General features: G+C 55.0%; 18 protein-coding genes and 1 tRNA gene. 7 read left to right on the top strand and 12 right to left on the bottom strand.

Annotated features, from left to right (window positions below; all coding sequences use genetic code 11):
- Positions 1–2 precede the first annotated feature (2 nt).
- From NQ495_RS07370 to uvrC, 5 genes are all read right to left on the bottom strand, one after another.
- The gene (locus tag NQ495_RS07370) at positions 3–2,561 is read right to left on the bottom strand and encodes an adenosylcobalamin-dependent ribonucleoside-diphosphate reductase (RefSeq protein ID WP_009133590.1); all 2,559 of its coding nucleotides are present in this window, start codon (positions 2,559–2,561) and stop codon (positions 3–5) included.
- Between the two features lie 16 nt (positions 2,562–2,577).
- Positions 2,578–3,648 carry a glycoside hydrolase family protein gene (locus tag NQ495_RS07375; RefSeq protein WP_009133589.1) on the bottom strand — a complete coding sequence of 357 codons (1,071 nt, stop codon included), beginning with the start codon at positions 3,646–3,648 and terminating at the stop codon, positions 2,578–2,580.
- A gap of 171 nt (positions 3,649–3,819) precedes the next feature.
- Positions 3,820–4,146 (bottom strand): dihydroneopterin aldolase, encoded by a 327-nt coding sequence (gene folB, locus NQ495_RS07380; RefSeq protein ID WP_009133588.1) that lies wholly within the window; start codon positions 4,144–4,146, stop codon positions 3,820–3,822.
- Positions 4,147–4,389: 243 nt separating this feature from the next.
- Positions 4,390–5,220, bottom strand: a complete 831-nt coding sequence (locus NQ495_RS07385; RefSeq protein WP_009133587.1) for a 4Fe-4S binding protein — start codon at positions 5,218–5,220, stop codon at positions 4,390–4,392.
- A gap of 82 nt (positions 5,221–5,302) precedes the next feature.
- Positions 5,303–7,192, bottom strand: coding sequence for an excinuclease ABC subunit UvrC (gene uvrC / locus NQ495_RS07390; protein ID WP_009133586.1), 1,890 nt, complete (start codon positions 7,190–7,192; stop codon positions 5,303–5,305).
- A gap of 87 nt (positions 7,193–7,279) precedes the next feature.
- Between uvrC and NQ495_RS07395 the strand changes: the two genes are divergently transcribed.
- On the top strand, positions 7,280–9,151 hold the full coding sequence (locus NQ495_RS07395) for a lysophospholipid acyltransferase family protein (RefSeq protein WP_009133585.1): 1,872 nt from the start codon (positions 7,280–7,282) through the stop codon (positions 9,149–9,151).
- A gap of 96 nt (positions 9,152–9,247) precedes the next feature.
- On the opposite strand, the gene NQ495_RS07400 is transcribed toward NQ495_RS07395, so the two are convergent.
- The 4 genes from NQ495_RS07400 to NQ495_RS07415 form a co-directional block, all read right to left on the bottom strand.
- Complete coding sequence (locus NQ495_RS07400; RefSeq protein WP_009133584.1) at positions 9,248–9,835, bottom strand: UbiX family flavin prenyltransferase; 588 nt, start codon at positions 9,833–9,835, stop codon at positions 9,248–9,250.
- Positions 9,836–9,985: 150 nt separating this feature from the next.
- Positions 9,986–10,594, bottom strand: a complete 609-nt coding sequence (locus NQ495_RS07405) for a polysaccharide deacetylase family protein (RefSeq protein ID WP_009133583.1) — start codon at positions 10,592–10,594, stop codon at positions 9,986–9,988.
- 6 nt (positions 10,595–10,600) lie between these two features.
- A complete protein-coding gene (locus NQ495_RS07410) occupies positions 10,601–11,914 on the bottom strand; it encodes a UDP-glucose dehydrogenase family protein (protein ID WP_009133582.1) in 1,314 nt (437 codons plus the stop codon).
- Between the two features lie 111 nt (positions 11,915–12,025).
- A complete protein-coding gene (locus tag NQ495_RS07415; RefSeq protein WP_009133581.1) occupies positions 12,026–14,170 on the bottom strand; it encodes a Tex family protein in 2,145 nt (714 codons plus the stop codon).
- Positions 14,171–14,418: 248 nt separating this feature from the next.
- On the opposite strand from NQ495_RS07415, the gene NQ495_RS07420 reads away from it, so the two are divergent.
- Entirely contained in the window at positions 14,419–15,810 is a 1,392-nt protein-coding gene (locus tag NQ495_RS07420; protein WP_009133580.1) for an aminopeptidase P family protein, read from the top strand.
- An 809-nt stretch (positions 15,811–16,619) separates the two neighbouring features.
- Here the strand turns inward: NQ495_RS07420 and NQ495_RS07425 are convergent.
- Positions 16,620–16,691, bottom strand: a tRNA-Arg gene (locus tag NQ495_RS07425).
- Positions 16,692–16,853: 162 nt separating this feature from the next.
- Between NQ495_RS07425 and NQ495_RS07430 the strand changes: the two genes are divergently transcribed.
- The 5 genes from NQ495_RS07430 (at position 16,854) to NQ495_RS07450 (ending at position 21,286) form a co-directional block, all read left to right on the top strand.
- Positions 16,854–17,501, top strand: a complete 648-nt coding sequence (locus NQ495_RS07430; RefSeq protein ID WP_009133579.1) for a S24/S26 family peptidase — start codon at positions 16,854–16,856, stop codon at positions 17,499–17,501.
- 126 nt (positions 17,502–17,627) lie between these two features.
- The gene (locus NQ495_RS07435; protein ID WP_009133578.1) at positions 17,628–18,224 is read left to right on the top strand and encodes a riboflavin synthase; all 597 of its coding nucleotides are present in this window, start codon (positions 17,628–17,630) and stop codon (positions 18,222–18,224) included.
- Positions 18,225–18,239: 15 nt separating this feature from the next.
- The gene (locus tag NQ495_RS07440; RefSeq protein WP_009133577.1) at positions 18,240–19,310 is read left to right on the top strand and encodes a sensor histidine kinase; all 1,071 of its coding nucleotides are present in this window, start codon (positions 18,240–18,242) and stop codon (positions 19,308–19,310) included.
- 109 nt (positions 19,311–19,419) lie between these two features.
- Positions 19,420–20,274 carry a prolipoprotein diacylglyceryl transferase gene (gene lgt, locus NQ495_RS07445; RefSeq protein WP_009133576.1) on the top strand — a complete coding sequence of 285 codons (855 nt, stop codon included), beginning with the start codon at positions 19,420–19,422 and terminating at the stop codon, positions 20,272–20,274.
- A 22-nt stretch (positions 20,275–20,296) separates the two neighbouring features.
- Positions 20,297–21,286 carry an SPOR domain-containing protein gene (locus NQ495_RS07450; RefSeq protein ID WP_009133575.1) on the top strand — a complete coding sequence of 330 codons (990 nt, stop codon included), beginning with the start codon at positions 20,297–20,299 and terminating at the stop codon, positions 21,284–21,286.
- A gap of 198 nt (positions 21,287–21,484) precedes the next feature.
- Here NQ495_RS07450 and NQ495_RS07455 read toward each other — a convergent pair whose 3' ends face one another.
- Both NQ495_RS07455 and NQ495_RS07460 read right to left on the bottom strand, forming a co-directional pair.
- Entirely contained in the window at positions 21,485–22,495 is a 1,011-nt protein-coding gene (locus tag NQ495_RS07455; protein ID WP_009133573.1) for an aspartate-semialdehyde dehydrogenase, read from the bottom strand.
- Between the two features lie 153 nt (positions 22,496–22,648).
- On the bottom strand, positions 22,649–25,006 hold the full coding sequence (locus tag NQ495_RS07460; RefSeq protein WP_009133572.1) for a transglycosylase domain-containing protein: 2,358 nt from the start codon (positions 25,004–25,006) through the stop codon (positions 22,649–22,651).
- Positions 25,007–25,133 lie beyond the last annotated feature (127 nt).

Consider the following 25,133-nt stretch of genomic DNA (forward strand, 5'->3'; position numbering starts at 1 on the left):
GATCAACCGCACTTCGAATGGCCGCAGCTCATGCAGACCGGACAGTTATTCTGGTAAACCAGCGTCTCCTGGCCGCAGTTCGGGCACTTCTCCTTCGCTTTGGTTCCGTCGGGAATATACTGTTTGAGCGCACGGGCCACACCGTTTTTCCAAGTATTGATACTCTCGGTGTTCAGGTGCAGCGACTCGATCAGCGTCACCACGTCCAGAATCGGCATTCCGTTGCGCAGCACGCCCGAAATCAGCTTTGCATAGTTCCAGAATTCCTCGTCGAACAGGCGGGAAATACCGCCGATGGTATTCGTATAGCCATACTTGTCGGTGTACTGGAAATCGTAACGCTTGTTGCCGTCGGCATCCTTAACCTTCAGGATAACTCCCTTGGTCACCTTTTTCGGAATGAACATCGCGTCCTCTTCGAGCTTACCGGTAAAAATCTCGTACGGACGATCGTTGTAGATTCCCACAAAGGCGATCCAGTTCTCTTCGCCGTTCTTGAACCGCACGATATCGGCGGTCAGTTCCACCGGACGTTTCAAAGGCGGCTTGTATTCCCCGCTGTTATCCTTACCGTCTTTTTTCTTCTCGACCAGCACTCCGGCACGCGACCCGTCCCGGTATACGGTAACACCCTTGCAACCGGACTCCCAGGCGGTCTGATACACCTGGCTCACCAGCTCTTCGGTCACGCTGTTGGGCAGGTTTACGGTCACCGAGATCGAGTGGTCGACCCATTTCTGGATCGCGCCCTGCATCTTCACCTTGCTCACCCAGTCGATATCGTTGGCCGTAGCTTTGTGATAGGGTGATTTGGCCACCAATGCATCGAGTTCCTCCTGCGGCATATTCTTCACCTTCGCCACGTCATAACCGTTGGCTTCGAGCCAAACCAAGAATTTATGGTGGAAAACGTTGTATTCTTCCCAGGAATCACCCACCTCGTCGACAAAAGTAACCTTCACATCCTTGTCGCTCGGGTTTACCTTGCGACGGCGCATATAGACGGGGCGGAACACCGGTTCGATACCCGAAGTGGTCTGCGACATCAGGCTCGTCGTTCCGGTCGGAGCGATGGTCAGCATCGCGATATTGCGGCGCCCGCTTTTGACCATTTCCTCATACAGTGCCGGGTCGGCCTCTTTGATTCGCCCGATCATCGGGTTGTTTTTTTCGCGCCCGGCATCGAAAATCGGGAATGCACCGCGCTCCTTGGCCAACTGTACCGATGCCCGGTAAGCCTCTACGGCAAGGGTTTTCTGCACCTCGACGGCAAAATCGATCGCCTCGTCCGAACCGTACTGCAACCCCAGCGCAGCCAGCATATCGCCCTCGGCAGTAATTCCGAGGCCTGTACGTCGCCCCTGTTGTGCTTTCGTGCGGATTTTCTCCCACAAGCTCACCTCGACGCTGCGAATATCCTCGTCTTCGGGGTCTTTCGAAATCTTCGCCAAAATCTGGTTCACCTTTTCGAGCTCCAGGTCAATGATGTCGTCCATCATCCGCATTGCCTGTGCGATATGTTTCTTGAAACGGTCGAAGTTGAACTTAGCATTTTTCGTAAACGGCTCGTCCACATAGCCGTACAGGTTGATCGCCATCAGGCGGCAACTGTCGTAAGGACAAAGCGGAATCTCGCCGCAGGGGTTCGTAGAAACGGTCCGGAACCCAAGGTCGGCATAGCAGTCGGGCACCGACTCGCGCAGGATCGTATCCCAAAACAGCACGCCGGGCTCCGCCGACTTCCATGCATTGTGGATAATCTTGTTCCAAAGAGACCGGGCATCGATATCCTTTTCGTACATCGGCTGATCGGAGTCGATCGGAAACTGCTGGTGGTATTTTTTACCCTCTTTGGCCGCACGCATAAACTCATCGTCCATCTTGATCGAGACGTTCGCGCCGGTCACTTTTCCGGTCTCGACTTTCGCATCGATGAAGTTCTCGGCATCGGGATGCTTGATCGAAAGCGACAGCATCAGCGCGCCGCGCCGCCCATCCTGCGCCACCTCGCGGGTCGAATTCGAATAGCGTTCCATAAAGGGCACGATACCGGTCGAGGTGAGGGCACTGTTGAGCACAGGACTGCCCGTAGGCCGAATATGCGAAAGGTCGTGTCCTACGCCCCCGCGCCGCTTCATCAACTGCACCTGCTCTTCGTCGATGCGGATGATACCGCCGTACGAGTCGGCCGGATTCTTGTGGCCGATCACAAAACAGTTCGACAGCGAAGCGATCTGCAGATTATTGCCAATACCGGTCATCGGGCCGCCCTGCGGAATCACATACTTGAAATCTTTCAGCAGGTGGTAAACCTCGGAAGCATCCATCGGGTTGGGATATTTTCCCTCAACCCGCGCGATCTCGTTGGCAATTCGCCAGTGCATCTGCTCGGGCGATTTTTCGTAAATTTTTCCGAACGAGTCTTTCAGCGCATACTTGCTCACCCACACGGTAGCGGCAAGGTCATCTCCGCCAAAATACTCCTTGGCGCCTTCGACGGCTTCCGCATAAGGGTACTCTTTGAGCCCGGCGGCGGGATTCGTTTCTTTTTCGTTGGACATAACTATAATTATATTATCATTCTGTCGGGGGAACCAATGGCAATTTCAACCAAGCCAGGCAAATACCGCGCCCCATATGGCCGAAATTCTCGCCCGGAGCACCGTCGTACAACATCGCCAGCCGGTCTCCGACCCGAATCACCGACGGCATGCCGATGGCGCCTTTCACCTCTTTTGCATTGTCGCGGTCGATCACGACCGCCTTATTTTCTTTGTTCCAGTTATCCAAATCTTTGGTCCAGTACACCCAGACCGCATCGGTGTATTCGCCATGCGCAGGATCGATCCCGATGTGGTTGGTGAACAGGAACCAAGTTCCATTGCTTTTTTCATAGTACAGCGACGTGTTTTCACACTGCTCGTCGGACGGAAAGATCGGCTGCGGATCGACTCTCCACGAACCGTTCAGGTCTTTCGTCCGCGCGATACCCATCGTACGGCCCAACTTGCCGGGAGCGGTAAAGGCCGCCGCCCCGAAAAACATCCTGAACTCGCCGTCCTGCTCCACCACATCGCCCGGACTGGCCGTATCGCTGTAATAGGTCCCCGCCTCATTGCTGAACGGGATGATATCATAGCGCTTCCTCCACGGGCCTGCCGGATGGTCGGCCTCGGCTTTCAGCGTTACATAAGGCGTCGACGGAATCCTGTCGGGTACCGGGGTGCAAAACTGCGTCCCCACATAAAACATGTGCCATTTATTCCCGTCCTGCACCAGCCAGGGCGAAGAGGCCGACCGGGAATCGGGCTGCCCTTCGGCGCCCAGCGTCAGTTGCAGTCCGTGTTTTTCCCAATGGCGCAGGTCTTTGCTGGTCGCCAGGCAGGAGAGCCATCCCGTTTTACCGGCTCCGTCGTAGTGCAGGTAATAGGTTCCGTCATACTCGACGACCACCGCTTCGCGGGCTCCGTATGTATCGCAACTGTCAGGTCCCGTCGCACAGGGCATTACCAACCCTTCGTCCTCGATCTCCATGCGCAGCACGGCTTGCGACCGGCCGTCCATATAACGCGATGCGACCCGGGAGTTTTCCTGAGCAGACAAGTGCCCCGCCCACAAAAGCAGGCACCCTATGAAAATCTTTCTCATCGTCTCATTTTTCGGGTTACATCGTCCGGGAACAACCTGCCGGGAAACCAAATTATCGGTAGACGGACAAGCCTTACAAGATTACGAACTGTACCAAAATTGTAAAAGAACCTTCGCTTAATCTTATCAATAACTTATCAACACACCCACCTGAAAATAGTGCATAAACCCTTATTCCACAAGGGTTACAGAAACTTTTTCGATTTTCCCCCCGAGTGGCGGAGCCATTTTCGATACCTTCACGCTTACCTTCCCGGCCTGCGGGAAACGGAGATGAATCGCATCGGCAATGCGCCGGGCTACATGCTCGAGAATATGTGAGGGAATATCCATCTGCTCGCGCACCGTTTCAAACACATTCAGGTAATTGATCGTATCGGCCACATTATCGCTTGCCGCCGCTTTCGACAGGTCGGCTTCGATTTTCACATCGACCAGAAAGCGGTTTCCCACTACCTGCTCCAACGGATAACAACCGTGGCAGGCATGAAATTCCATATTTTCTAACTCAATGATAATTAAAGACATAATCAATCTATAAACGAATGCAGTACAAAGAAAGAGAATCTTCCCCTGAAAAGCGAGCGGCTCCCGGCTAAGTTATCCACATTTTATTATTACCCGGGAAAGGGAAACTATCAGCCTGCTGATATTCAGCCTTTCGCAGCAACAAAGGCCGGTATTGAACCGGCCCTTCACACTTCATTAACTGCCATTGACTGACAATCAATAACTTGCAATTCACAACAGTACATGTGGCTGCTTGGGCCGTGCACAGCAGGCGGTGAGGATTTTTGCAAACGGGGTATCGAACGAACGGGCCATCCGGCGGCAACTCTTCACACAAGCGCAGCAGCGGATGCAACGCGAAGCATCCGTATGCAATTCGTTCCCGGCTGCTATCGCGCCGGTCGGGCAAACTATGGCGCAAACACCACATCCGTTACACTGTCCCGGATCGGTTACCGGTGCAACCGGCATCGGTTTCTTCGAAACTTTCAGTCCCAGTCCGTACCAGACAAACCGCAATTTATCCAACCACGAAAGCTCCGGACGCGGAATCCGGGCCACCTCGAGCCGCACGAAACGGCCCGGCTCGTACCCGGCCAGCTTATCGCGCACTTTCTCTCCGAATCTCCGGGCCAGCTGCAAATCGGCGACATCGGGCCGTCCGGCGGCAACCGGAGTCTGCGGTGTGCTGTACGAATGCTCGCCGACGAATGTCCCCGCCGCGACCGTCACGAAACCGCGTTCGGTCATGAACCGGTCCAAATCATCCAATGCATGCTCATAATCACGGTTCCCATAGACCGCCAGCAGCACGACAGGCGTTCCGTCCCCGTGAAGTCCCTGCAACCGTTCGAGCGCAAGCGGAGCGACACTTCCCCGGTAAACGGGTACGGCAACGACCGCCACGGAAGAAGAGGGCAGAATCGCATCATCCGCCGGCGTATGGGTCAGGTCGTTCTCTACCAGCCGGGCAGCCTGTAATCCGGCTGCGACCGCTTCTCCCACCCGTTTCGAGGTATGGGTGGGGGAGAAATAATAGAGTTGTGCTTCGGAAACATTCATGGCAGTAGTATTTGTAATATTAAGAGCGCCCCATGGGCTGTCTGAAACCGTTCCTTTGTCCCGGACCCGACCGGGCAGGGGTTTATTCGTTTTTCCGTTCCGGCCGTACCGCCGGCAACTCCTGCCGGGAAGAGAGGGCCCGGTCCTGCACCTGGTCGATCGCCGCAAAATACCGGATCACCTCGGCGGCGCGACGCGCACCGATCACTTCAGCCAATTCGTCGGCAGAGGCTTTGCGGATACGCGAAATCGTACGGAACTTCTGTAACAATTTCTCGACCGACCGGGCACCCAGCGTCGGAATCTGCTCCAATTCGCTTTTAATAAAGGCGAGCGACCGCTTCTGCCGGTGGAACGTGATGCCGAAACGGTGCGCTTCGTCGCGGATGTGCATCAGCACTTTGAGCGCCTCGCTGTTGCGGTCGATGTAATAAGGCATCGGATCGTGCGGAAAGTAGACCTCTTCGATCCGCTTGGCCAGCCCGACGATCGCAATCTTCTGCTCCAACCCCAATCGCTTCAGCGTTTCATAAGCAAACCGCAACTGTCCTTTTCCCCCGTCCACGACGATCAGTTGCGGCAGTTCGGCTCCCTCTTCCAGCAGGCGGCTGTAACGCCGCGTCACCACCTCTTCCATCGACGCGAAATCGTTGGCCCCGACCACCGTTTTGATGTTGAAATGACGGTATTCTTTACGCGAGGGTTTACCGTCGCGGAATACGACGCATGAAGCGACAGGGTTGGTCCCCTGCAGATTCGAGTTATCGAAACACTCGATATGGTGCGGCGGTTCGTTCAAGTGCAGCTCTTTTTGGAGCGCAGCCATAACCCGCGTAACATGCCGCGCCGGGTCCTTGATCTCGATCTGCTTGAGCTTTTCGAGGCGGTAAAGGCGGCAGTTGCGCTCCGAAAGTTCGAGCAAACGAAGCTTATCGCCACGCTGCGGCACACTGAACGCAGTTCCCTCGAACAACTCTTCAGCAGGCAGGAACGGCACCAGCACCTCGCGTTGCAAATGTCCCTGCAACCGGTCGCGGATACTGCCTACCGCATAAGAGAGCACGTCGCGCGGCTCGTCTTCGAGACCCGGTTTCAGTTCCACCGTAAACGAGTTGACCACGGCTCCCTGAACAATGCGCATGAAGTTACAGAAAGCCACTCCGTCGTCGATAATCAGCGAGAAGACATCCATGCTGCCGAGCGTGTTGCTGACGACCACCGATTTGCTTTGGTAACCCGCAAGCAGGTCCAAACGCTTTTTGTACCGTCCGGCATCCTCGAAACGCATCTCGGCGGCGGCCTCGTTCATCAGCCGTTGCAGGTAATCGCGCGTCGCCCGGGTATCCCCTTTGAGCAGCGAAGCGACCATTCCGATACTCTCGCGGTACTCTTCCTCGCTCTGCCGGCCGACGCAGGGACCTTTGCAGTTCCCGATATGGTATTCGAGACAGACGCTGTACCTCCCTTTGGCAATCGTTTCCGGAGAGAGATTCAGCGAGCAGGTACGCAACTGATAGATCCCGCGCAGGATTTCCAGAATCTCTTTCTGGATATAGACAGAAGCATAAGGACCGAAATACTGGGAACCGTCGCGCAGGAAACGCCGGGTCGACAGCACCCTCGGGAACGGTTCGTTGCGGATGACGATCCAGGGATAGGTTTTGTCGTCTTTGAGCAGGATGTTGTAGCGGGGTTGGATGCTCTTGATCATGTTGTTCTCCAGCAACAACGCTTCGCTCTCCGTAGCGACCACCGTATGCCGCAGGTCGGCGATCTTGCCGACCATCACACGCACTTTCGGGCTGTGGTCGGCCCGCGCAAGGAAATAAGACGACACGCGGCGCTTGAGGTTCTTGGCCTTCCCCACATAAATCACCTTGCCGTCATCGCCGAGAAACTGGTAAACCCCGGGCGAATCGGGCAACAGGGCCACTTTTTCCTTCAATTGCTGTATGCGCTGCGATGTAACCATTTTATTAAATACCCGTTTCAGCGAATAAATGTACCAAAAATTATCGTATTTTTGTTTTACCTACACACATCTGCTAACGCCGCATTTATGAAATTAGTCTCTCCCGAAGAGCTCCGTTTCGGCCATAAAGGTCTACTGGCTAACCTCCAGGCAGCACTAATTATGCGTTTGGCACGTCTTCATGGCATCAATCGGTTGTACAGCGATTCGCTTACCCGGGCAACGGCTGTCACAGCAGAACCCACAAATGAACCGGCGGGCAACCGGGACTCGAAAATACCCGGCAACGCTTTCGCAGCCGCAGCACTCGACGTCCTGCGCATCCGTTACGAAGCCGATCCGGGCGAACGACAGCACATCCCCGCCGGCGGGGGAGCCATCCTGATCGCCAACCATCCGACCGGAGCGCTCGACGGCATCCTGCTGATCGACCTGCTGACGCGTATCCGCCCCGACATCAAATTCATGGGTAATTTCCTACTGGACCGAATCGAGCCGTTAAAGCACTATTTCATCAATGTCGACCCGTTCGACCGCAAACAGCGGAACAATACCGGCGGAATGCGGCAGGCGCTGGCCCACCTGCAAAACGGAGGATTGCTGGTCATCTTCCCCGCCGGGGAAGTTTCCACATGGCAACACGGATTGCACGGGTGCAAGGACAAACCGTGGCCGCCTTCGATCCTTAGGTTTATCCGCAAAGCGGCCGTGCCGGTCATCCCGCTCTACATCCATGCCCGCAACAGCAGGCTTTTCCATCTCGCCGGCAAAATACATCCATTGTTGCGTACGGCTCTGCTGCCCAACGAACTGCTGAACAAACACGACCGGACGATCCGGCTGCGGATCGGTTCGCCGATCGTTTCCCACAAAACAGACGAACTTTCGCCCGAAGCATACGGTCGTTTCCTGCGGGCGAACGTCGAATACATGAAACCTTTGTACCACCGTCCGCGACGGGCTACACGGCGGGCGGCGCGCCGTCCGGCCGAAGCGGTGGCCCCGGGAATCGACCGGGCGCTGCTGCGTGACGATTTGCAAGCCATCCGGGATACGGACCTGCTCTTCTGCTACGGGGAGTACGAAGTCTATTTTGCATCGCCGGAACATATCCCGCACCTGATGCACGAGATCGGCCGGTTGCGCGAGATAACCTTCCGCGAAATCGGCGAGGGGACGAAAAACGACATCGACACAGACCGTTACGACCGCTACTACCGCCAGCTTTTCATCTGGGACGATGCGGCGGGACAGCTCGTCGGCGCCTATCGCCTGGGATTGGGCGACCAAATCATGGAGCAATACGGCATCAAGGGCTTCTACACCTATTCGTTGTTTCGCATGACCGCCGACATGGAACTGATCCTGCGCCAGACCATCGAACTGGGCCGTTCGTTCATCGTGAACGAGTACCAACGCAAACCGGTATCGCTGATGCTGCTGTGGAAAGGCATCCTCAACGTACTGCTGCGCCACGACGAATTCCGTTACCTGATGGGGCCTGTCACCATTTCGGGCGAATTTCAAAATAGCTCGAAACTGCTGATCGCCGCCTACCTGCGCAATCGACATCTCGACCGCGAAAATGCGCGACACATCCATCCCCGGACAGGTATCGCCGTGCCGGCACGGATTGACGGGACGCTGATCGAAGGAATCGATTCGATCGAGCTGATCAACAAGATCGTATGCGATATCGAACAGAATCGTTTCACGATCCCGATCCTGATCCGAAAATACCTGCAGGTAGGGGCGCGCGTACTCGGATTCAATACCGACCATGCTTTCTGCGACGGACTCGACGCGCTGATCCTGGTGGATCTGGCTCAAGTACCCGAAAAGACCATTCTGATGTTATCCAAAGAGATGACCGATATCGACGTGATCGGCCGGTTCAGCCGGTACCGGCCGACGATACCGGAATCTTCCCCTCCTGCCGAGCCTACGATTCCTGCATAATTTTCCGGCCGCTTTAGAAAAATTCATATTCGACCACGGGACAGCCGAATATCGAATTATGCCGGATAAGCGATCTGCCCCTAACATTAGGCTCGCCTATTGATGATCCGGTTCCGGATGAAAAGCTCCCCACTCATAGTGCGGAACCTCCACGTCCAACAAGGTCAGTACCCGTTCGACGATAGTGCCGCATAAGTCTTCGATATTCCGCGGGTGGGGATAAAACGACGGTGCTGCGGGGCAAATTACCGCTCCGCATTCGGAAAGCGTCGTCAAATTACGCAAGTGGATCGTACCCAGCGGAGCTTCGCGCGGGACAAGTATCAACCGGCGGCGTTCTTTGAGCATTACATCTGCGGCGCGGCTGGCCAGATCGTTCGAAACACCCGCCGCAATACGTCCGGCCATGCCCATCGAACAGGGAATCACCACCATCGCATCGAAAGATGACGATCCGGAAGCCGGAGCACCGAACAGGTCGTCGTTGTCATAGCGGGTAAACCGCGGATCGTCCATCCAGGCCGGATCATCCTCGTAAGCGCTTACGGCAAGACCGTTACGGGTCACGATCAGAGCGATCCGCCCGACACCGTTCGCTTCGGCCAGCCTGCGGCAAAGCAACCGGGCATAAAGCGACCCGCTCGCTCCGGTAACCGCTACGATGATATTGCGTTTTTTCTCCATATTTCCTGATTGAATACTGCTTTCCGGTTCCGTCCGCCGACCGCATTGGAAATATGGCCGAGCGTACCAAACCGGCCCGTTCAAAAATTTCAGAGTTCCAGAATTCAAGAACCGGACCGATCAGACTTTACAAAGCACTGCAATCCCTTATCACAGCTCTATTCCGACACATTTCAACCCCTTGTCCTGCAAAAATTCGAGCGTCCGGGGCAACGCATAGGACATATTGCGGTAACTTTTCAGCGAATCGTGGAAAACAACGATCGAACCGCCCTTAACATGTTTGGTCACGTTGCGCAGGCAAAGACGCGGCGATATCCGGCGGTTATAGTCCTGGGAAAGCACGTCCCACATGATCAGGTTATAGTGTTCGCTGAGACGCCGTGCCTGGGTGGGAGTAATCTGACCGTAGGGGGGGCGGAACAGGTCGGTGTGCAACAGGTTGTTCGCAAACTCTACATCCTCCAGGTAGCCTTCCAGACTCATGCGCCAGCCTTTCTGGTGGCTGTAAGTGTGGTTGCCGATCCGGTGCCCTTCCGCGACGATCCGCTGGAACAATTCGGGGTGCATTTCGGCATTTTTCCCGAGACAGAAAAAAGTCGCTTTTGCCCCGTATTTCGCCAATTGCTCGAGAATCATCTCGGTGACACCCGGTGTGGGACCGTCGTCGAAAGTAAGGTATACCTCCTCCGACGGGGGCATCTCCCACACCAGCGACGGGAAAATCCTGCGGACGAATTTCGGCGGTTTAATATACATGAACGGTTAACCTCCGATATAATAGTAGGTGAATCCCGCCTTGCGGACATCCGTACGGTCGTAGATATTGCGTCCGTCGAACAGCACCGGCGAGTGCATCGCTTTTTTAAGCGCCGTCCAATCGGGGATTCGGAATTCTTTCCATTCGGTCACGAGCAACAATGCATCGGCGTCTTTCGCCGCTTCGTACATATCGGCGGCGTACCGCACCCGATCGCCCACCGCGCGTCGGCACTCATCCATAGCCACCGGATCGTAAACGGTCACTACCGCACCGGCTTCGTTCAGCAGGCGGATCAGGACCAATGAGGTAGCCTCGCGCATATCGTCGGTCTCGGGCTTGAATGCAAGCCCCCAAAGCGCAATCCTGCGTCCTCGGAGATCTCCGCCGAAATGGCGTTTGAGCTTACCGAACAACACCTCTTTCTGCCGGCCGTTCACCTCCTCGACCGCCTGCAACACCCGCATCCGGTAGCCGTACTCCTCAGCCGTATGGATCAATGCCTTCACGTCTTTCGGGAAGCATGAACCTCCGTAGCCGCAGCCCGGATAGAGAAATTTGCTGCCGATACGCTCATCGGAACCGATACCGCGCCGCACCATATTCACATCGGCGCCGACCAACTCGCACAGGTTCGCAATGTCGTTCATAAAACTGATCCGCGTAGCAAGCATGCTGTTAGCTGCATATTTGGTCATTTCGGCCGACGGTACATCCATGAAAATCACCCGGAAATTATTGAGCAGGAAAGGACGGTAAAGCCGCATCATCAACTCCCGGGCCCGCTCGCTTTCCACGCCGACCACCACGCGGTCGGGGCTCATGAAATCCTGGATCGCGCTGCCTTCCTTGAGGAATTCGGGATTCGACGCCACGTCGAATTCCACTTCGACGCCCCGGCGCGCCAGTTCGGCGGCAACTACTTGGTGGATACGGGCCGCAGTACCCACAGGTACGGTACTCTTGGTTACCAACAGCGTGTATTTATTGATGGAAGCCCCGAATTCGCGCGCTACCTCGAGTACGTAATGCAGGTCGGCCGAACCGTCCTCCCCCGGGGGCGTCCCCACGGCGATGAACACCGCTTCGACATCGTTCAGGTGCGGAGCCAGTTCCGTCGCGAACGACAACCGCCCCGCCTGCACGTTTTTCTGCACCAGCGCATCCAGTCCCGGTTCGTAAATCGGAATCTCACCGCGTTGGAGACGTTCGATTTTCGCACGGTCGATATCCACGCACACCACTTCGATGCCCATCTCCGAAAAACAAGTGCCGGATACCAATCCGACGTATCCCGTTCCTACAATCGCTATTTTCATGTGTTACAAGCTGTTTTAATTCTATGTCCTCCCGGCGCACTTGCCGGCAACTTTCATCGCCCCACAGTGAAAGTCCACGCGGGCAAATGTATTACAAGATAATCAAAAAAACTATTCGTGGGACACTCCTTTCATCGAAAGGCTGATCCGGCCCCGCATACGGTCGATTCCGGTCACACGTACATGCACCTGTTGGTGCAATTTTACCACGTCCCCCGGCGACGAGACGTATCTGTCGGCCAGTTGCGAGATATGAACCAGCCCGTCCTGCTTAACACCTACATCGACGAATGCACCGAATGCGGTAATGTTCGTTACGATCCCCGGCAATTCCATCCCTTCACGCAGGTCGTCCAACGAATGGACGTCGGCGAACCGGAACGTCCGGATCGTACTGCGCGGATCGCGGCCCGGTTTGGCCAGCTCGGCAAGGATATCTGTCAGCGTAGGCAGTCCGATCGTATCGGTTACATACCGTTTCAAGTCTATTTTCGCACGTAATTCGGCGGAGGACAGCAATTCCTGCACCCGCACACCCAAATCTGCGGCCATCCGTTCCACTACCGGATAGGCTTCCGGATGGACGGCACTGTTGTCGAGCGGATGCTTCCCCTGCGGAATCCGCAGGAAACCCGCGCATTGCTCGAACGCTTTTGCCCCCAGCCGCGACACTTTGAGCAAATCGCGCCGGGAGGCGAAATCGCCGTTAGCCGCACGGTATTCGACAATATTCTGAGCCAGCGACGGTCCCAGTCCCGACACGTAGGTGAGCAGATGCTTCGATGCGGTGTTAAGATTCACGCCCACGCGGTTCACACAACTTTCGACCACGCTGTCGAGGCCGCCTCGTAATTTTTCCGGATTCACATCGTGCTGGTATTGGCCCACGCCGATCGACTTCGGGTCGATTTTAACCAGCTCCGCAAGCGGATCGATCAGGCGCCGCCCGATCGAAACGGCTCCGCGTACGGTCACGTCGTAATTCGGGAACTCTTCCCGCCCGGCAGCCGACGCAGAGTAAACCGACGCACCGTCCTCGCTGACCATGAATACCTGTACCTCGTGCCCGAAACGGACATTCCTCACCAGTTGCTCGGTTTCGCGGCCGGCCGTACCGTCCCCGACGGCCACCGCATCGATCCGGTACTCATCCACCAAAGAGGCAAGCCGCTGCATCGCCTCCGCATCCCGCTTTTGCGGCGGATGCGGGAAAATGGTCTCGTTGTGCAGCAGGTTGCCCTGTCCGTCAAGACATACCACCTTGCAACCGGTGCGGAATCCGGGATCGATCGCCAACACGCGTTTTTGTCCGAGCGGAGCGGCGAGCAACAACTGCCGCAGGTTCTCGGCGAACACCTTTATCGACTCCTCGTCGGCGCGGGCCTTGGCCTCGGTCAACGTTTCCCCCTCCATCGACGGTTTCAACAACCGTTTGTACCCGTCCCGAACGGCCGCTTCGACCAAAGGCCGGACAGGGGAGGGATTCCGTTTGATAAAAATACGCTCCAGCTGCTCCACCGCAGCAGATTCATCCGGCAACACCGACAGTTTGATAAATCCTTCCCGCTCAGCACGAACCATCGCCAGCAGACGGTGGGCCGCCACCCGGCGCAACGGTTCCGACCAGTCGAAATAGTCCGAATATTTGGCTCCTTCCTGTTCTTTGCCTTTGACCACGCGCGCAGAGATCACCCCCTCGCGGGTAAACAGGCGGCGCATGGCACTGCGGGCCGCTTCGCTTTCGCTGACCCATTCGGCGATAATATCGCAGGCACCATCCAAAGCCTCCTGCAAATCGTGAACCTCCCCGCCCACGAAACGTTCCGCGAGCCGGTCGGGTCGTGCACCGTCCTGGCGCATCAGCATCGCGGCCAACGGTTCGAGCCCCTTTTCCCGTGCTACCGTGGCACGGGTCCGGCGTTTGGGACGATAGGGAAGGTAAAGGTCTTCCAAGGGGGCGCCCTCGTAACACTGTTCGATCTTCATGCGCAATTCGGGCGTCAGTTTGCCCTGTTCGTCGATCGAAGCGAGAATCGTCTCCTTTCGCTTTTCCAGTTCGGAGAGCCGTTCGAACTGCTCTTTCACTGCACTTACCTGCACTTCGTCGAGTCCGCCGGTCCGTTCCTTGCGGTAGCGGCTGATAAAAGGAACCGTCGCCCCTTCCGCCAGCAGCTGCACCGTATGTTCGGCCTGCCGCACCGTAACGCCGCACCGGGAGGCGATCACCTGGATCAACGTTGTATCTATCGGGGTCATCTCTCGCTATTTTTGAGAGCAAAGATAACAAGATTGCCGCAAGTTTTTCGTACTTTTGGGCAAACGGCCTCCGGAAGCATCCCCATGACCGGGAAGATCGCCTGTTCATGGCCGGAAAAGAGTACCGGGTCGCACTTGGGGCACAACAAGGCAATCTCATCCGCAAGGCAGGCCGCCTACAAAACAAAAGCGGGAACGGCAATTTCACACCCGCAACCTTGTTCCTGAATTTTAGAAAATTATCCGATATGTTTGAAGCACAAACCTATACACGGCGCCGCAACGAGCTGCGCAAACGTCTCGGCGGAGGCCTCATCCTGCTGCCGGGTAACCACGAATCCTCTGCCAACTATCCGGGCAACACTTTCCCGTTCCGGCAGGACAGCACTTTTCTCTATTTTTTCGGACTGAACCATCCCGGTTATGCCGGAGTACTCGACGCAGACTCCGGCGAAGATATGCTTTTCGGAGAAGACTATACCATCGACGATATTATCTGGATGGGGCCGCAGCCTTCGCTCGCCGACCAAGCGCTTAAAGCGGGCGTGACCCGGACTGCCGGACTGAACGAGTTGGCCGAAACGATCCGTACGGCAATCGCCGCCGGACGCCGCATCCATTTCCTGCCGCCTTATCGTGGCGAAACGACACTGATGTTAAGCGATCTGCTCGGCATACGTCCCGACGCATTAGCGCAATACGTCTCGGTTCCGCTGGCTAAAACGGTCGTCGCACTGCGCGAAATCAAAGACGCGGAGGAAATCGCGGAGATCGAACGCGCCTGCACGATCGGCACCAAAATGCACCTGCAAGTAATGCAAATGTGCCGGCCGGGAGTCGTCGAACAAGAGATCGCCGGAGCTATCGACGGCATCGCGCTGCAATACGGCGCGGGCGTATCGTTCATGTCGATCGTAAGCCAGAACGGCGAAACGCTCCACAACCACTATCACGGGAATGTACTCGAAGGCGGGCGCCTGCTATTGGTCGACGCGGGCGCCGAAACCAACATGAACTATTGCAGCGACTTTACCCGTACGATCCCCGTCAACGGCAAATTCACCGTCCGGCAAAAAGACATATACGATATTGTATTGGCAGCCAATTCCCGCACGTTCGAACTGGCCCGGCCAGGCGCTTTTTACTGGCAAATGCACAATGCCGCCGCACGCATCATCGCCGACGGGCTCAAGGAGCTCGGACTGATGCAGGGCGACATGGAAGCGGCCGTAGCCTGCGGGGCGCAGGCCTTGTTTATGCCGCACGGGCTCGGGCACCAAATGGGACTCGACGTACACGACATGGAAAACATCGGTGAGAAATACGTCGGGTACGACGACGAAACGCTGCGCAGCGAGACGCCAGGATTATCATCGCTCCGCATGGGCAAGCGCCTCGCTCCAGGCATGGTAATGACCGTAGAACCGGGCATCTACTTCATCCCGGCGCTGGTCGAAAAATGGGAAAAGGAAGGTCTCGGCGGAGGCTTCATCAATTTTGCCAAAGTTCGCGAGTATTTCGGTTTCGGTGGAATACGCATCGAAGACGACATGCTGATTACCCCGGAAGGCAACCGCATGCTCGGCAACCGCCGGGCACCTGCGACCACAAATGACATCGAAGCATTTATGCATCTTTAATCCAAAGCAAGCGTCATTTCCCTGTATGCGCTTCCTATCGGCTACGGCCCGGCAAGTCTGCCGGGCCGTAAACATTAGATATCCGGATACCACTCACGAGCCATTCCGAAGGCCTGCTTGCAACCAAAAACCCGGAATACACATACTACAATCAGACGCATTTATCCTCTCTAAAGATCAATATACCGATCCGTAATCAGGCTAAAATTTGTTCCGTTTTACGAAACAGCTGTATAAAAAATCAGCAATTTTTAAAAGCTGCATAAACGGCATTCCTTCCATTTTGAATGCTTACAGAGCAATATAGACACATACCTGAAGAGCCCGCACAGTATCGCTTTCAGCCTATTCTTAAAAGAAAATACGACTGTATAATACGCCAAAAAGGCTCGCTATCCCGACTTAATTTGATATTTTTTTACTATTTTCGCCACAAAAGACGAAAAAATACGCTATTTAAGCCGGAATCGTAAAGAATTTTAAAGGATAAATATCGATTTTCGTTTGCCTTATGTACATCCGTGACAAAAAAAGACAGACACAAACACCCGATATTACACTATCAGGCCATTTGTATACGCTTTGTTACCGACTATCCGGACAATAAGGATACATCCCGGCATCACCTTTGACAGGAATCGTGAAGTTGCGGAAGTCTGTCCGACCACCGTGCTGCGGCGCACAACTGGAGAAATGGTATGATAATGATTAGGAAATTCCCCGAAAGAATCGGAGCCGGTTTCAACTCCGGGGATTACTTCATATCCGCAAAAGGTTGCAGAACACAGCCTTTCGAAATACTTGGCTAGTACCCCCGACGGGAATCGAACCCATATCAGCAGAACCGGAATCTGCCATTCTATCCATTGAACTACGGAGGCAAGAAAACTGTGGATGCAAAGGTGCAACTTTTTTACCGTTAATACAAATTTTCAATTGATTTTCCGGCGCACGATCCGGCTTGCCGATGTCCTCGGACGGCTTTATAACAACCGGTAGCGAATTTTACATTTTGTGAAACCTATTAACACTTCTATATCCGTATGTCAGACAACACCCTCAGGTCAGAAAAATGGCGTAGACTCGAACGGGTTATCAAATGGACAGGGCTGTCCATCAACTCGTTCGCGCTGACCATTGGGCTCAAACGGAGCGAAAACCTATACCAGATCAAAAAGGGCAACAACGGTATCAGCCGCGACCTGGCCGAACTGATTACAGCCAAATATCCAAGCGTCAGCAAGGGCTGGCTGCTCACCGGCGAAGGTGAAATGCTGATCGGCAACAAAGCGGTAACCGGATCGGGCAGCGGCATCCCCTATTACGGCATGGACGCGACCGTGGCAGTCGAGCAGCAGCTACCGCCGCCTCTTTTCTATATCAACGTGCCCATTTTCAACGATTGCGACCTGAGTGCCATGGCGCTCGGGACCGCCATGCAGCCAGACATACCGGCCGGCAGCATCGTGCTGCTGAAAAAATGGGATGTCAAAGCCGTCGTTCCCGGCGAATCTTACCTGATTATATCCGCTGCATTCAAAGGGTTCCGTATCATCCGCCGCTCGGAGCAGGCGGACGAACTGCTGCTATTGCCGCGAAACGCCGAAGAGTACGACCCCATCTCCATTAAACAAAGCTCCATCGAAAAATTGTTTATCGTCCGCGGGATTATTATCAAGAAAATTTTGTGATCTTTGTCTTCCGGGATGCCCGGCCGCTCCGGGACACCGAAGGAATTCCTCGTGATCCCGGGTCCTGACATTTGGGTAAAGGACCCGCGGACAACAAGTACAGTATCACATTAAAACCGCACAACCATGTTTTCAGGTATCGTCGAAGCTACCGGACGGGTCATTGCCGTCCGCGAAGAGCAGGGCAATAAACACTTCACGATCGAAGCTCCGTTTACACAGGAGTTGCGCATTGATCAAAGCATCGCGCACAACGGCGTCTGCCTCACGGTCGTCGAACTCGAAGCGCCGCATTACACCGTGACGGCTATCCGCGAAACCCTGATCAAATCCAATCTCGGAGAGCTCCGCGAAGGCGATCTGGTCAACCTGGAACGAAGCATGCGCCCCGACGCCCTGCTTGACGGACACATCGTCCAGGGCCATGTCGACCAGACGGCTCGCTGCACCGCAATTACCGAGGCTGACGGGAGTTGGTACTATACCTTCGAGTACGACTCCTCTGCCGGCAACATTACGGTGGAAAAAGGATCGGTAGCAGTCAACGGCGTCAGCCTGACCGTCGTGAATTCGCAGCCGGACTCCTTTCAGGTCGCGATCATTCCTTACACGCACGAGCACACCAATTTCCACACCTTCCGGGTGGGAACGACCGTAAACCTCGAGTTCGACATCGTCGGCAAGTACATCACCAAACTCATGCAGCTATACCGGGTGAAATAGAACCGGGAGAAACGTATGAAATTAAAAATCAGGACAACTGCGGGAGCGGCCCTCGGAGTCGCAGCAATGGCTGCGGCACTGAGTATCGGGTGCGGCACATTGCTCAACCTCGGGTTGCCGCGCATCCTGATTGTCACGGGAAGCGTGTTCACGGTCATGTATCTCACGGCCCGTTTCTGTTTCAACCTGTTCGTGCGTTACCGGATCAAACCGATCTATCAGGTGTTGCTCTCCAAAAATGTCAAAACGCACGAGCTGCCGCCTGCAGGCGATCTGGTCGAAGAGATCCAGGACGAACTGAACCTTTGGGCCGAAAAAAATGCACAGGAAATCGCCCGGCTCAAAGAGAACGAACGATACCGCAAAGAGTTCCTCGGCAATGTGTCGCACGAAATCAAAACCCCTATTTTTACGGTACAGGGCTACATCCTGACCCTGCTCGACGGCGGACTGGAGGACAAAAACATCAACCGCAAATACCTGGAACGCTCCGAAAAAAGCATAGACCGGCTGATCAATATCGTGCAGGACCTGGAAGAGATATCGAAACTCGAATCGGGCATGTTGGTCCTCGACCAGGAACGTTTCGATATCGTCGCCTTGGTGCACGAAATCGCCGATGCCGTAGAAATGGAGGCCACTGCACACCGCATCACCGTCAAAGTCGGCTCTGGCGTATCCCAGCCGCCCGTATATGTTTTCGCCGACCGGAGAAGAATCGGCCAGGTCGTAACCAACCTGCTGACCAATTCGATCAAATACGGCCGCGAAGGAGGTTGCACCACGATCAGTTTCATCGACATGTTCGACCGGGTAATGATCGAAGTGGCCGACAACGGGGTAGGTATTGCGGAAAAGAACATTCCGCGCGTTTTCGAGCGCTTTTTCCGCGTCGATAAAAGCCGTTCGCGGGAACAGGGCGGAACCGGACTGGGCCTCGCCATCGTAAAACATATCCTCGACGCACACGGCCAAGGAATCACGCTGCGCAGTAAACCCGGCGAAGGGAGCACGTTTTCATTCGCACTGGCCAAAGGGGCCATCCATCCGCAGCGTCCGGCCAATACCCCTGCTTCCGCAGGCTGACACCCTTCCCGACGTGCGGTCGTCCTTTCTCCTTCCTCCGTGAAAATTGAACCCCCTGAAAATTTGTCGGTGGGAGAAAATCACTATATTTGTTGAGATTTAATTGACTATGGAACATCTCCTGCCGCTTTTCGTTACCTGGGACGTAAATCCCGCATTGCTGCACATCGGCTCGTTCGAAATTCGCTATTACGGCCTGCTGTGGGCGATAGCGCTAGGGATAAGCGCTTACATTTTCCACAACATCATGCAGCGCGAAGGGCTGAGCGAAAAGGCATTCGACTCGATCTTCTGGTTCGGCGTAATTTCGACGGTCGTCGGCGCGCGGCTCGGACATTGCCTTTTCTATGACCCGGGCTACTACCTCACGCACCCGATCGAAATCCTCGACATCCGGCAGGGGGGGCTGGCCAGCCACGGCGCCGCTTTCGGTCTGCTGCTGGGATTGTGGCTCTTTTCGCGCAAGAATAAAATGCCTTATATCTGGTCGCTCGACCGCATCAGTATCGCCGTGGCGATCAGCGGGGTGGCCGTCCGGCTGGGAAACCTGATGAACTCCGAAATTTATGGTACCGTCACATCGCTGCCGTGGGGATTTATTTTCGTCCGCGACGGCGAAACACTGCCCAAGCACCCGACCCAGATTTACGAAGCGCTCTGCTACCTGGTGCTGTTCATTATCCTGTGGTGGATGTACTACAAAAAAGACACCGCCCGCCGGCGTCCCGGCCTGATGTTTGGATTCTTCCTGATCGTGCTGTTCGGGACACGGTTCCTGATCGAATTCATCAAGAATCCGCAGGAAGACTTCGAAGTGAATATGCTCCTGAATATGGGACAGCTGTTAAGTATTCCGTTTATCCTGACCGGTATCGTGATCCTCTGGTGCGCATTGCGCAAACCTCCGCTCGATCCCGCACCGCTGAAAAAGAGTTTTTCCGGCACCCCTGCGAAACGAAAATAGAACCCCCATAACAACAGAGACCATGGACCCAATCAGTATGCTCATATTCAATGCCCTGGTTCGCCGCCAGAGCATTAACCTGCCCGATATCGGCTCGCTGAAAGTCATTATGCGGGCACCCGTGATCGAGAAAAAGAGTGTGCTCACCCCACCAGTAAATCTGGTAATTTATGCAGAGTCTGAATTTCCCGAATTCACAAGCATCGTTACACTGATCGCACAGAGCAGCAACAAAGACGAAGCGCAAGCCTGGGAGATTTACGGCCGCTGGCTGGCCGCCGCACGTACCGACGGAGTCGTCCGGATCGACTCGGTGGGAGAGATTCGCGACGGACGTTTTTTAGCTGCCGCCGAACTCAACGAAATACTCAATCCGGTAAATCCCGCTCCCGTGAAGCTGCCGCGTCAGATGGAAATCCGCCAGATCCTACTGTGGGTCATCGGAGCCGTGGTAGCCGGAGGGGCGATTTCAATCGGAGCAATCACACTGCTGAACCACAGCACTTACCCTTATGAAGAAGAGGAGCAGATAACGGTTACGGAAGCAATCCCGGCAACCGCATCCGATTCCACGCCAAAAGACACGGCCATCGGCCCGGATGCGCCTTTCGACTCCCCTGTCGTTACACCGGAAACGCAACCGCAACCTGCCGAAAAGAGCGCGGGAAGTACAACTCCGGCTGCCACAAGGACTACAACGGCAGAGGCAGCTCCCAAGACAGCGTCGAAAACAGCCCCTACGGCCCCGTCAGCGAACTCAAGCGTTGCAGCGGGACAAACGGGTTATTACGTAGTTATCGGCACGTACAGCACCGATGAAAATGCGAACAAGTTTATCGGACAAGCAAAAAAAACCGACAACACGCTCACTTTCCACAAACTGCCGCTGGGTAACGGCAAAATCATGGTCTATACCTCACTGTCGGCTTCAGAGCAGGAGGCGAACAGGCTCAAACGGCAATGCTCCGCATCTTTCCCTGACGCATGGGTTTTCAAACGGAGAGTCCGGTAGTCTATCCGGAGCCGGTCCGATAAGCAGATTACCCGGAAAACCAGGCCAAAATCGGCCTGTACCTAATAACAAAACAGAGGCATCCGCATGGATGCCTCTGTTTTACTCTATTTAATCGATTATCAGTCCACCTGCGGCCGTAGCGCCGGGATTTTCTTTTCTTCCCTGAAACAGCTAAGAACTGCGCAATGGAACGCCTTATTTGACATGACCGTTAGCTACCAGGTATTCGGCTATCTGGACCGCGTTTAGTGCCGCTCCTTTACGGATTTGGTCGCTGACACACCAGAAGGCCAGTCCGTTCGGGTCGGTAATATCCTTGCGGATACGGCCCACATAGACCGGATCGCAGCCGGCCAGCAACAACGGCATCGGATATTTCTTCTGGTCGGGTTCATCCATCAGCACGATTCCCTCGGCACGGCAAAATGCTTTGCGGGCCTCTTCGACCGATACGGGACGCTCCGTTTCGAGCCATACCGCCTCGGAGTGCGCACGCATCACCGGTACCCGGATACAGGTCGCACTCACTTCGATATCGGAGTGCATAATCTTGCGGGTCTCGTTGTACATCTTCATCTCCTCCTTCGTATAACCGTTGCCGGTAAATACATCCACCTGAGGAATGACGTTATAGGCTAACTGAAAGGGAAATTTGCTGACTGTGGGTGCCTCTCCGCGCACGAGCTGGACATGCTGTTCGGCCAATTCGTCCATCGCCGCGGCCCCTGCCCCGCTGGCCGACTGGTAGGTCGCCACACGCACCCGGCGGATATGCGACAGTTTCTCGATCGCCTGCAGTGCCACAACCATCTGGATCGTCGTGCAATTGGGGTTGGCAATGATTCGCCGCGGGGGATTGACTCCGTCGCGGGGATTGACCTCCGGTACCACCAGGGGCACCTCGTCATCCATGCGGAAAGCACTCGAATTATCGATCATCAGCGTTCCGTGCTTGGTAATCGTCCCGGCAAATTCTTTGGAAGTACCTGCTCCCGCCGATACGAAAGCGATACTCACCCCTTTGAAATCGTCGTTATGGGCAAGCTGTTTCACGACTATCTCCTTACCGCGGAACTTGTAGGTTCGTCCGGCACTACGTTCCGAACCGAACAGCAACAACTCCCGGATGGGAAATTCACGTTGCTCCAACACCCGCAAGAACTCCTGGCCGACGGCCCCGCTTGCACCAACAATCGCCACTTTCATATGCTCTCTGAAATTATGTCCGGCGTACCGCGACGGTTACTTTTCCATGCATTGCCCATGGAATACACACGGCAAATATAGCACCGTTACATTAAAATAAAACTATTTGTTAAAATATTTTCTTTCCTGTTTTAAAACAAACGAATATTTACATCAATCGAAGAACTCGTCTTCTTCACGGGGAACCGCCGTAGCCGTTCCTTTCTCTTCATTGCATTGGTAGACCACCGCACCGACCGGCACCGGGAAAAGGTCGCTTTCACTCACGCCGAGCGAAGGATCGCCGTAAATTTTTTTCATGAATCCGGCAAAAATCGGCAATGCCACACGGGCACCGTCCCCGGCTCCGTTCAAGTGCACGCTGCGATCCTCACCGCCAACCCATGCGCCGGCTACGATCTTCGGCGTCACGCCCATGAACCAGGCGTCGGAATTCTTCTGCGAAGTTCCGGTCTTACCGGCCATATCGGCTTTGAAACCGTACATCCAACGCAAGCGTCCCGCGGTTCCGGACGTAACGACATTCTTCATCATACCGAGCATCGTGAAAGCGGTCTGTTCGCTGATCGCATCCTGCAGAGCCGGAGCGAACGTAGCCAGTACGTTACCGTTACGGTCCTCGATCCGGGTCACGAAAATAGGATCGGTAAATACGCCCCGGTTTGCAAATGTCCCGTAAGCGCCGACCAGTTCGAACAGGGAGAAATCGGGCGTCCCCAAACAGAGCGAATAGACCGGGTCGATATAGCTTTTGATACCCATTTTGTGAATATAGTCGGCCACCGCCTGCGGCTGCCGCGCCTGCTTCATGATCCAGGCCGAATAGTTGTTGCGGCTGTTGGCCAACCCCCACCAGAGCGGCTTCAGCTCACCGGTATACTCGACCCGGCCCGCCTCCTTGGGCTGCCAGATCGTCCCGTTATCGGTTTCGATCGTCACGGGCAGATTCGGCACCAGCGTGCAGGGATCGTATCCGAGGTGTGCGATGGCAAAGGTATAGATGAACGGCTTGATCGTCGAACCCACCTGGCGCTTGCCCTGCTTGGCCATGTCGTATTTGAAATAGCGGTAATTCGGACCGCCGACGTAAGCTTTCACATATCCCGTCGAAGGGTCGATCGCCATGAACGATGCCCGGAGAATCTGTTTGTGGTAGAGAATCGAATCGTACGGGGACATGGTTGTATCACGTTCGCCCTTGTACGAGAAGACCTTCATTTTGACAGGTTTTTTGAATTCGGACATAATCTCCTCGTCCGATGCCCCGTCGTTTTTGAGTGCGCGGTAACGGTCGGTCTGACGCATCGCATTGCGCATGATGCGGTCGATCTCATCCTTGCCTATGTCGTTGAACAGGCGTTTGGTCGCCCGTACCTGACGGTCCATCGTAGGCTGGATCTCCTTGCTCATGTGAGCCACAAGCGCATCCTCGGCGTACTCCTGCATCGTCGCGTTGATCGTCGTATAAATTTTCAGACCGTCCCGGTAGAGGTTGTAGGGCGTGCCGTCGGATTTGACGTTCTTGACGCACCAGCCATACAACGGATTGGTATCCCACTGTTTAACGGCCTGATCGTAATCCCATTCGTTCAGGAACTGGTTGCGCGTGGGGCGCTTTGCGGTCATCACCATGCGCAGCATCTCGCGGAAATAGGTAGCCGTACCCTCGTTGTGCGATACCGGATGGTAGTCCAGGTCGATAGGCAGGGCCTGCAACGAATCGCGCTGATGGCGGTCGATATATCCCTGCTGCTTCATCCGCGCAATTACCAGGTTGCGCCGTGCGAGGGCCCGGTCGGGATTTTGCACCGGACTGTAACGGGTGGGCTTGTTCACGACTCCGACCAGCATCGCCGACTCCTCTGCGTTGAGTTCCGAGGGGAGTTTATTGAAGAAAGTGCGGGCGGCGGATTTGATGCCGTACGCGTTGCTGCCGTACTCCACCGTATTGAGATACATCGCTATAATCTCCTCTTTGGTATAGTTCCGCTCGAGCATGACGGCTGTAATCCACTCTTTGAGCTTCGAAATCACCAACTTCGATCCTTTCGAGATCGGATTGTTGTATGCCGCGGTATCGCGCGGGTAGAGGTTCTTGGCCAACTGCTGCGAGATCGTACTGCCGCCGCCCTGTCCGAACTGGGCCAGTGCGATCGTACGTACGGCCACACGCGCCAGGGAGATGAAATCGATACCCGAATGGGAATAAAAACGCATGTCTTCGGTTGAGACCAATGCCGCAACAAGGCTCGGCGAAAGTTCGTCATAATCGCAGTAGGAGCGATTTTGCACGAAGAAACTGCCGATCATTTTACCGTCTTCCGAATAAATCTCGGTAGCCAGGTTACTTTTCGGGTTCTCCAGCTCCTCGAAAGTAGGCAACTTGCCGAACACGCCGATTCCGATCAACAACAGCAACAACAGGATCAGCGCCACAGGGGACGCGAGCAGGATCCAAAACCATTTTATCGCCTTGGGTGTCTGTAATTTGTCGATCAGTTTCTGGGCCATAACCGCATGTAAAGTTTTTCGGAGCAAAGTTACAATTTTAATCGGAATTACCGATAAAACGTGATTTGCTGCCGAGATATTTCATTCAACGGGCGCTACCCCTGTCCCGGAATTTGTTTATCTTTGT

Source organism: Alistipes indistinctus YIT 12060 (assembly GCF_025144995.1).
Lineage (GTDB): Bacteria > Bacteroidota > Bacteroidia > Bacteroidales > Rikenellaceae > Alistipes_A > Alistipes_A indistinctus.

Excerpts from the sequence above, each read along its gene's own strand:
- NQ495_RS07370 (WP_009133590.1), bottom strand. The coding sequence starts at position 2,561 with ATGTCCAACGAAAAAGAAACGAATCCCGCCGCCGGGCTCAAAGAGTAC.
- NQ495_RS07375 (WP_009133589.1), bottom strand. The coding sequence starts at position 3,648 with ATGAGAAAGATTTTCATAGGGTGCCTGCTTTTGTGGGCGGGGCACTTG.
- folB (WP_009133588.1), bottom strand. The coding sequence starts at position 4,146 with ATGGAATTTCATGCCTGCCACGGTTGTTATCCGTTGGAGCAGGTAGTG.
- NQ495_RS07385 (WP_009133587.1), bottom strand. The coding sequence starts at position 5,220 with ATGAATGTTTCCGAAGCACAACTCTATTATTTCTCCCCCACCCATACC.
- uvrC (WP_009133586.1), bottom strand. The coding sequence starts at position 7,192 with ATGGTTACATCGCAGCGCATACAGCAATTGAAGGAAAAAGTGGCCCTG.
- NQ495_RS07395 (WP_009133585.1), top strand. The coding sequence starts at position 7,280 with ATGAAATTAGTCTCTCCCGAAGAGCTCCGTTTCGGCCATAAAGGTCTA.
- NQ495_RS07400 (WP_009133584.1), bottom strand. The coding sequence starts at position 9,835 with ATGGAGAAAAAACGCAATATCATCGTAGCGGTTACCGGAGCGAGCGGG.
- NQ495_RS07405 (WP_009133583.1), bottom strand. The coding sequence starts at position 10,594 with ATGTATATTAAACCGCCGAAATTCGTCCGCAGGATTTTCCCGTCGCTG.
- NQ495_RS07410 (WP_009133582.1), bottom strand. The coding sequence starts at position 11,914 with ATGAAAATAGCGATTGTAGGAACGGGATACGTCGGATTGGTATCCGGC.
- NQ495_RS07415 (WP_009133581.1), bottom strand. The coding sequence starts at position 14,170 with ATGACCCCGATAGATACAACGTTGATCCAGGTGATCGCCTCCCGGTGC.
- NQ495_RS07420 (WP_009133580.1), top strand. The coding sequence starts at position 14,419 with ATGTTTGAAGCACAAACCTATACACGGCGCCGCAACGAGCTGCGCAAA.
- NQ495_RS07430 (WP_009133579.1), top strand. The coding sequence starts at position 16,854 with ATGTCAGACAACACCCTCAGGTCAGAAAAATGGCGTAGACTCGAACGG.
- NQ495_RS07435 (WP_009133578.1), top strand. The coding sequence starts at position 17,628 with ATGTTTTCAGGTATCGTCGAAGCTACCGGACGGGTCATTGCCGTCCGC.
- NQ495_RS07440 (WP_009133577.1), top strand. The coding sequence starts at position 18,240 with ATGAAATTAAAAATCAGGACAACTGCGGGAGCGGCCCTCGGAGTCGCA.
- lgt (WP_009133576.1), top strand. The coding sequence starts at position 19,420 with ATGGAACATCTCCTGCCGCTTTTCGTTACCTGGGACGTAAATCCCGCA.
- NQ495_RS07450 (WP_009133575.1), top strand. The coding sequence starts at position 20,297 with ATGGACCCAATCAGTATGCTCATATTCAATGCCCTGGTTCGCCGCCAG.
- NQ495_RS07455 (WP_009133573.1), bottom strand. The coding sequence starts at position 22,495 with ATGAAAGTGGCGATTGTTGGTGCAAGCGGGGCCGTCGGCCAGGAGTTC.
- NQ495_RS07460 (WP_009133572.1), bottom strand. The coding sequence starts at position 25,006 with ATGGCCCAGAAACTGATCGACAAATTACAGACACCCAAGGCGATAAAA.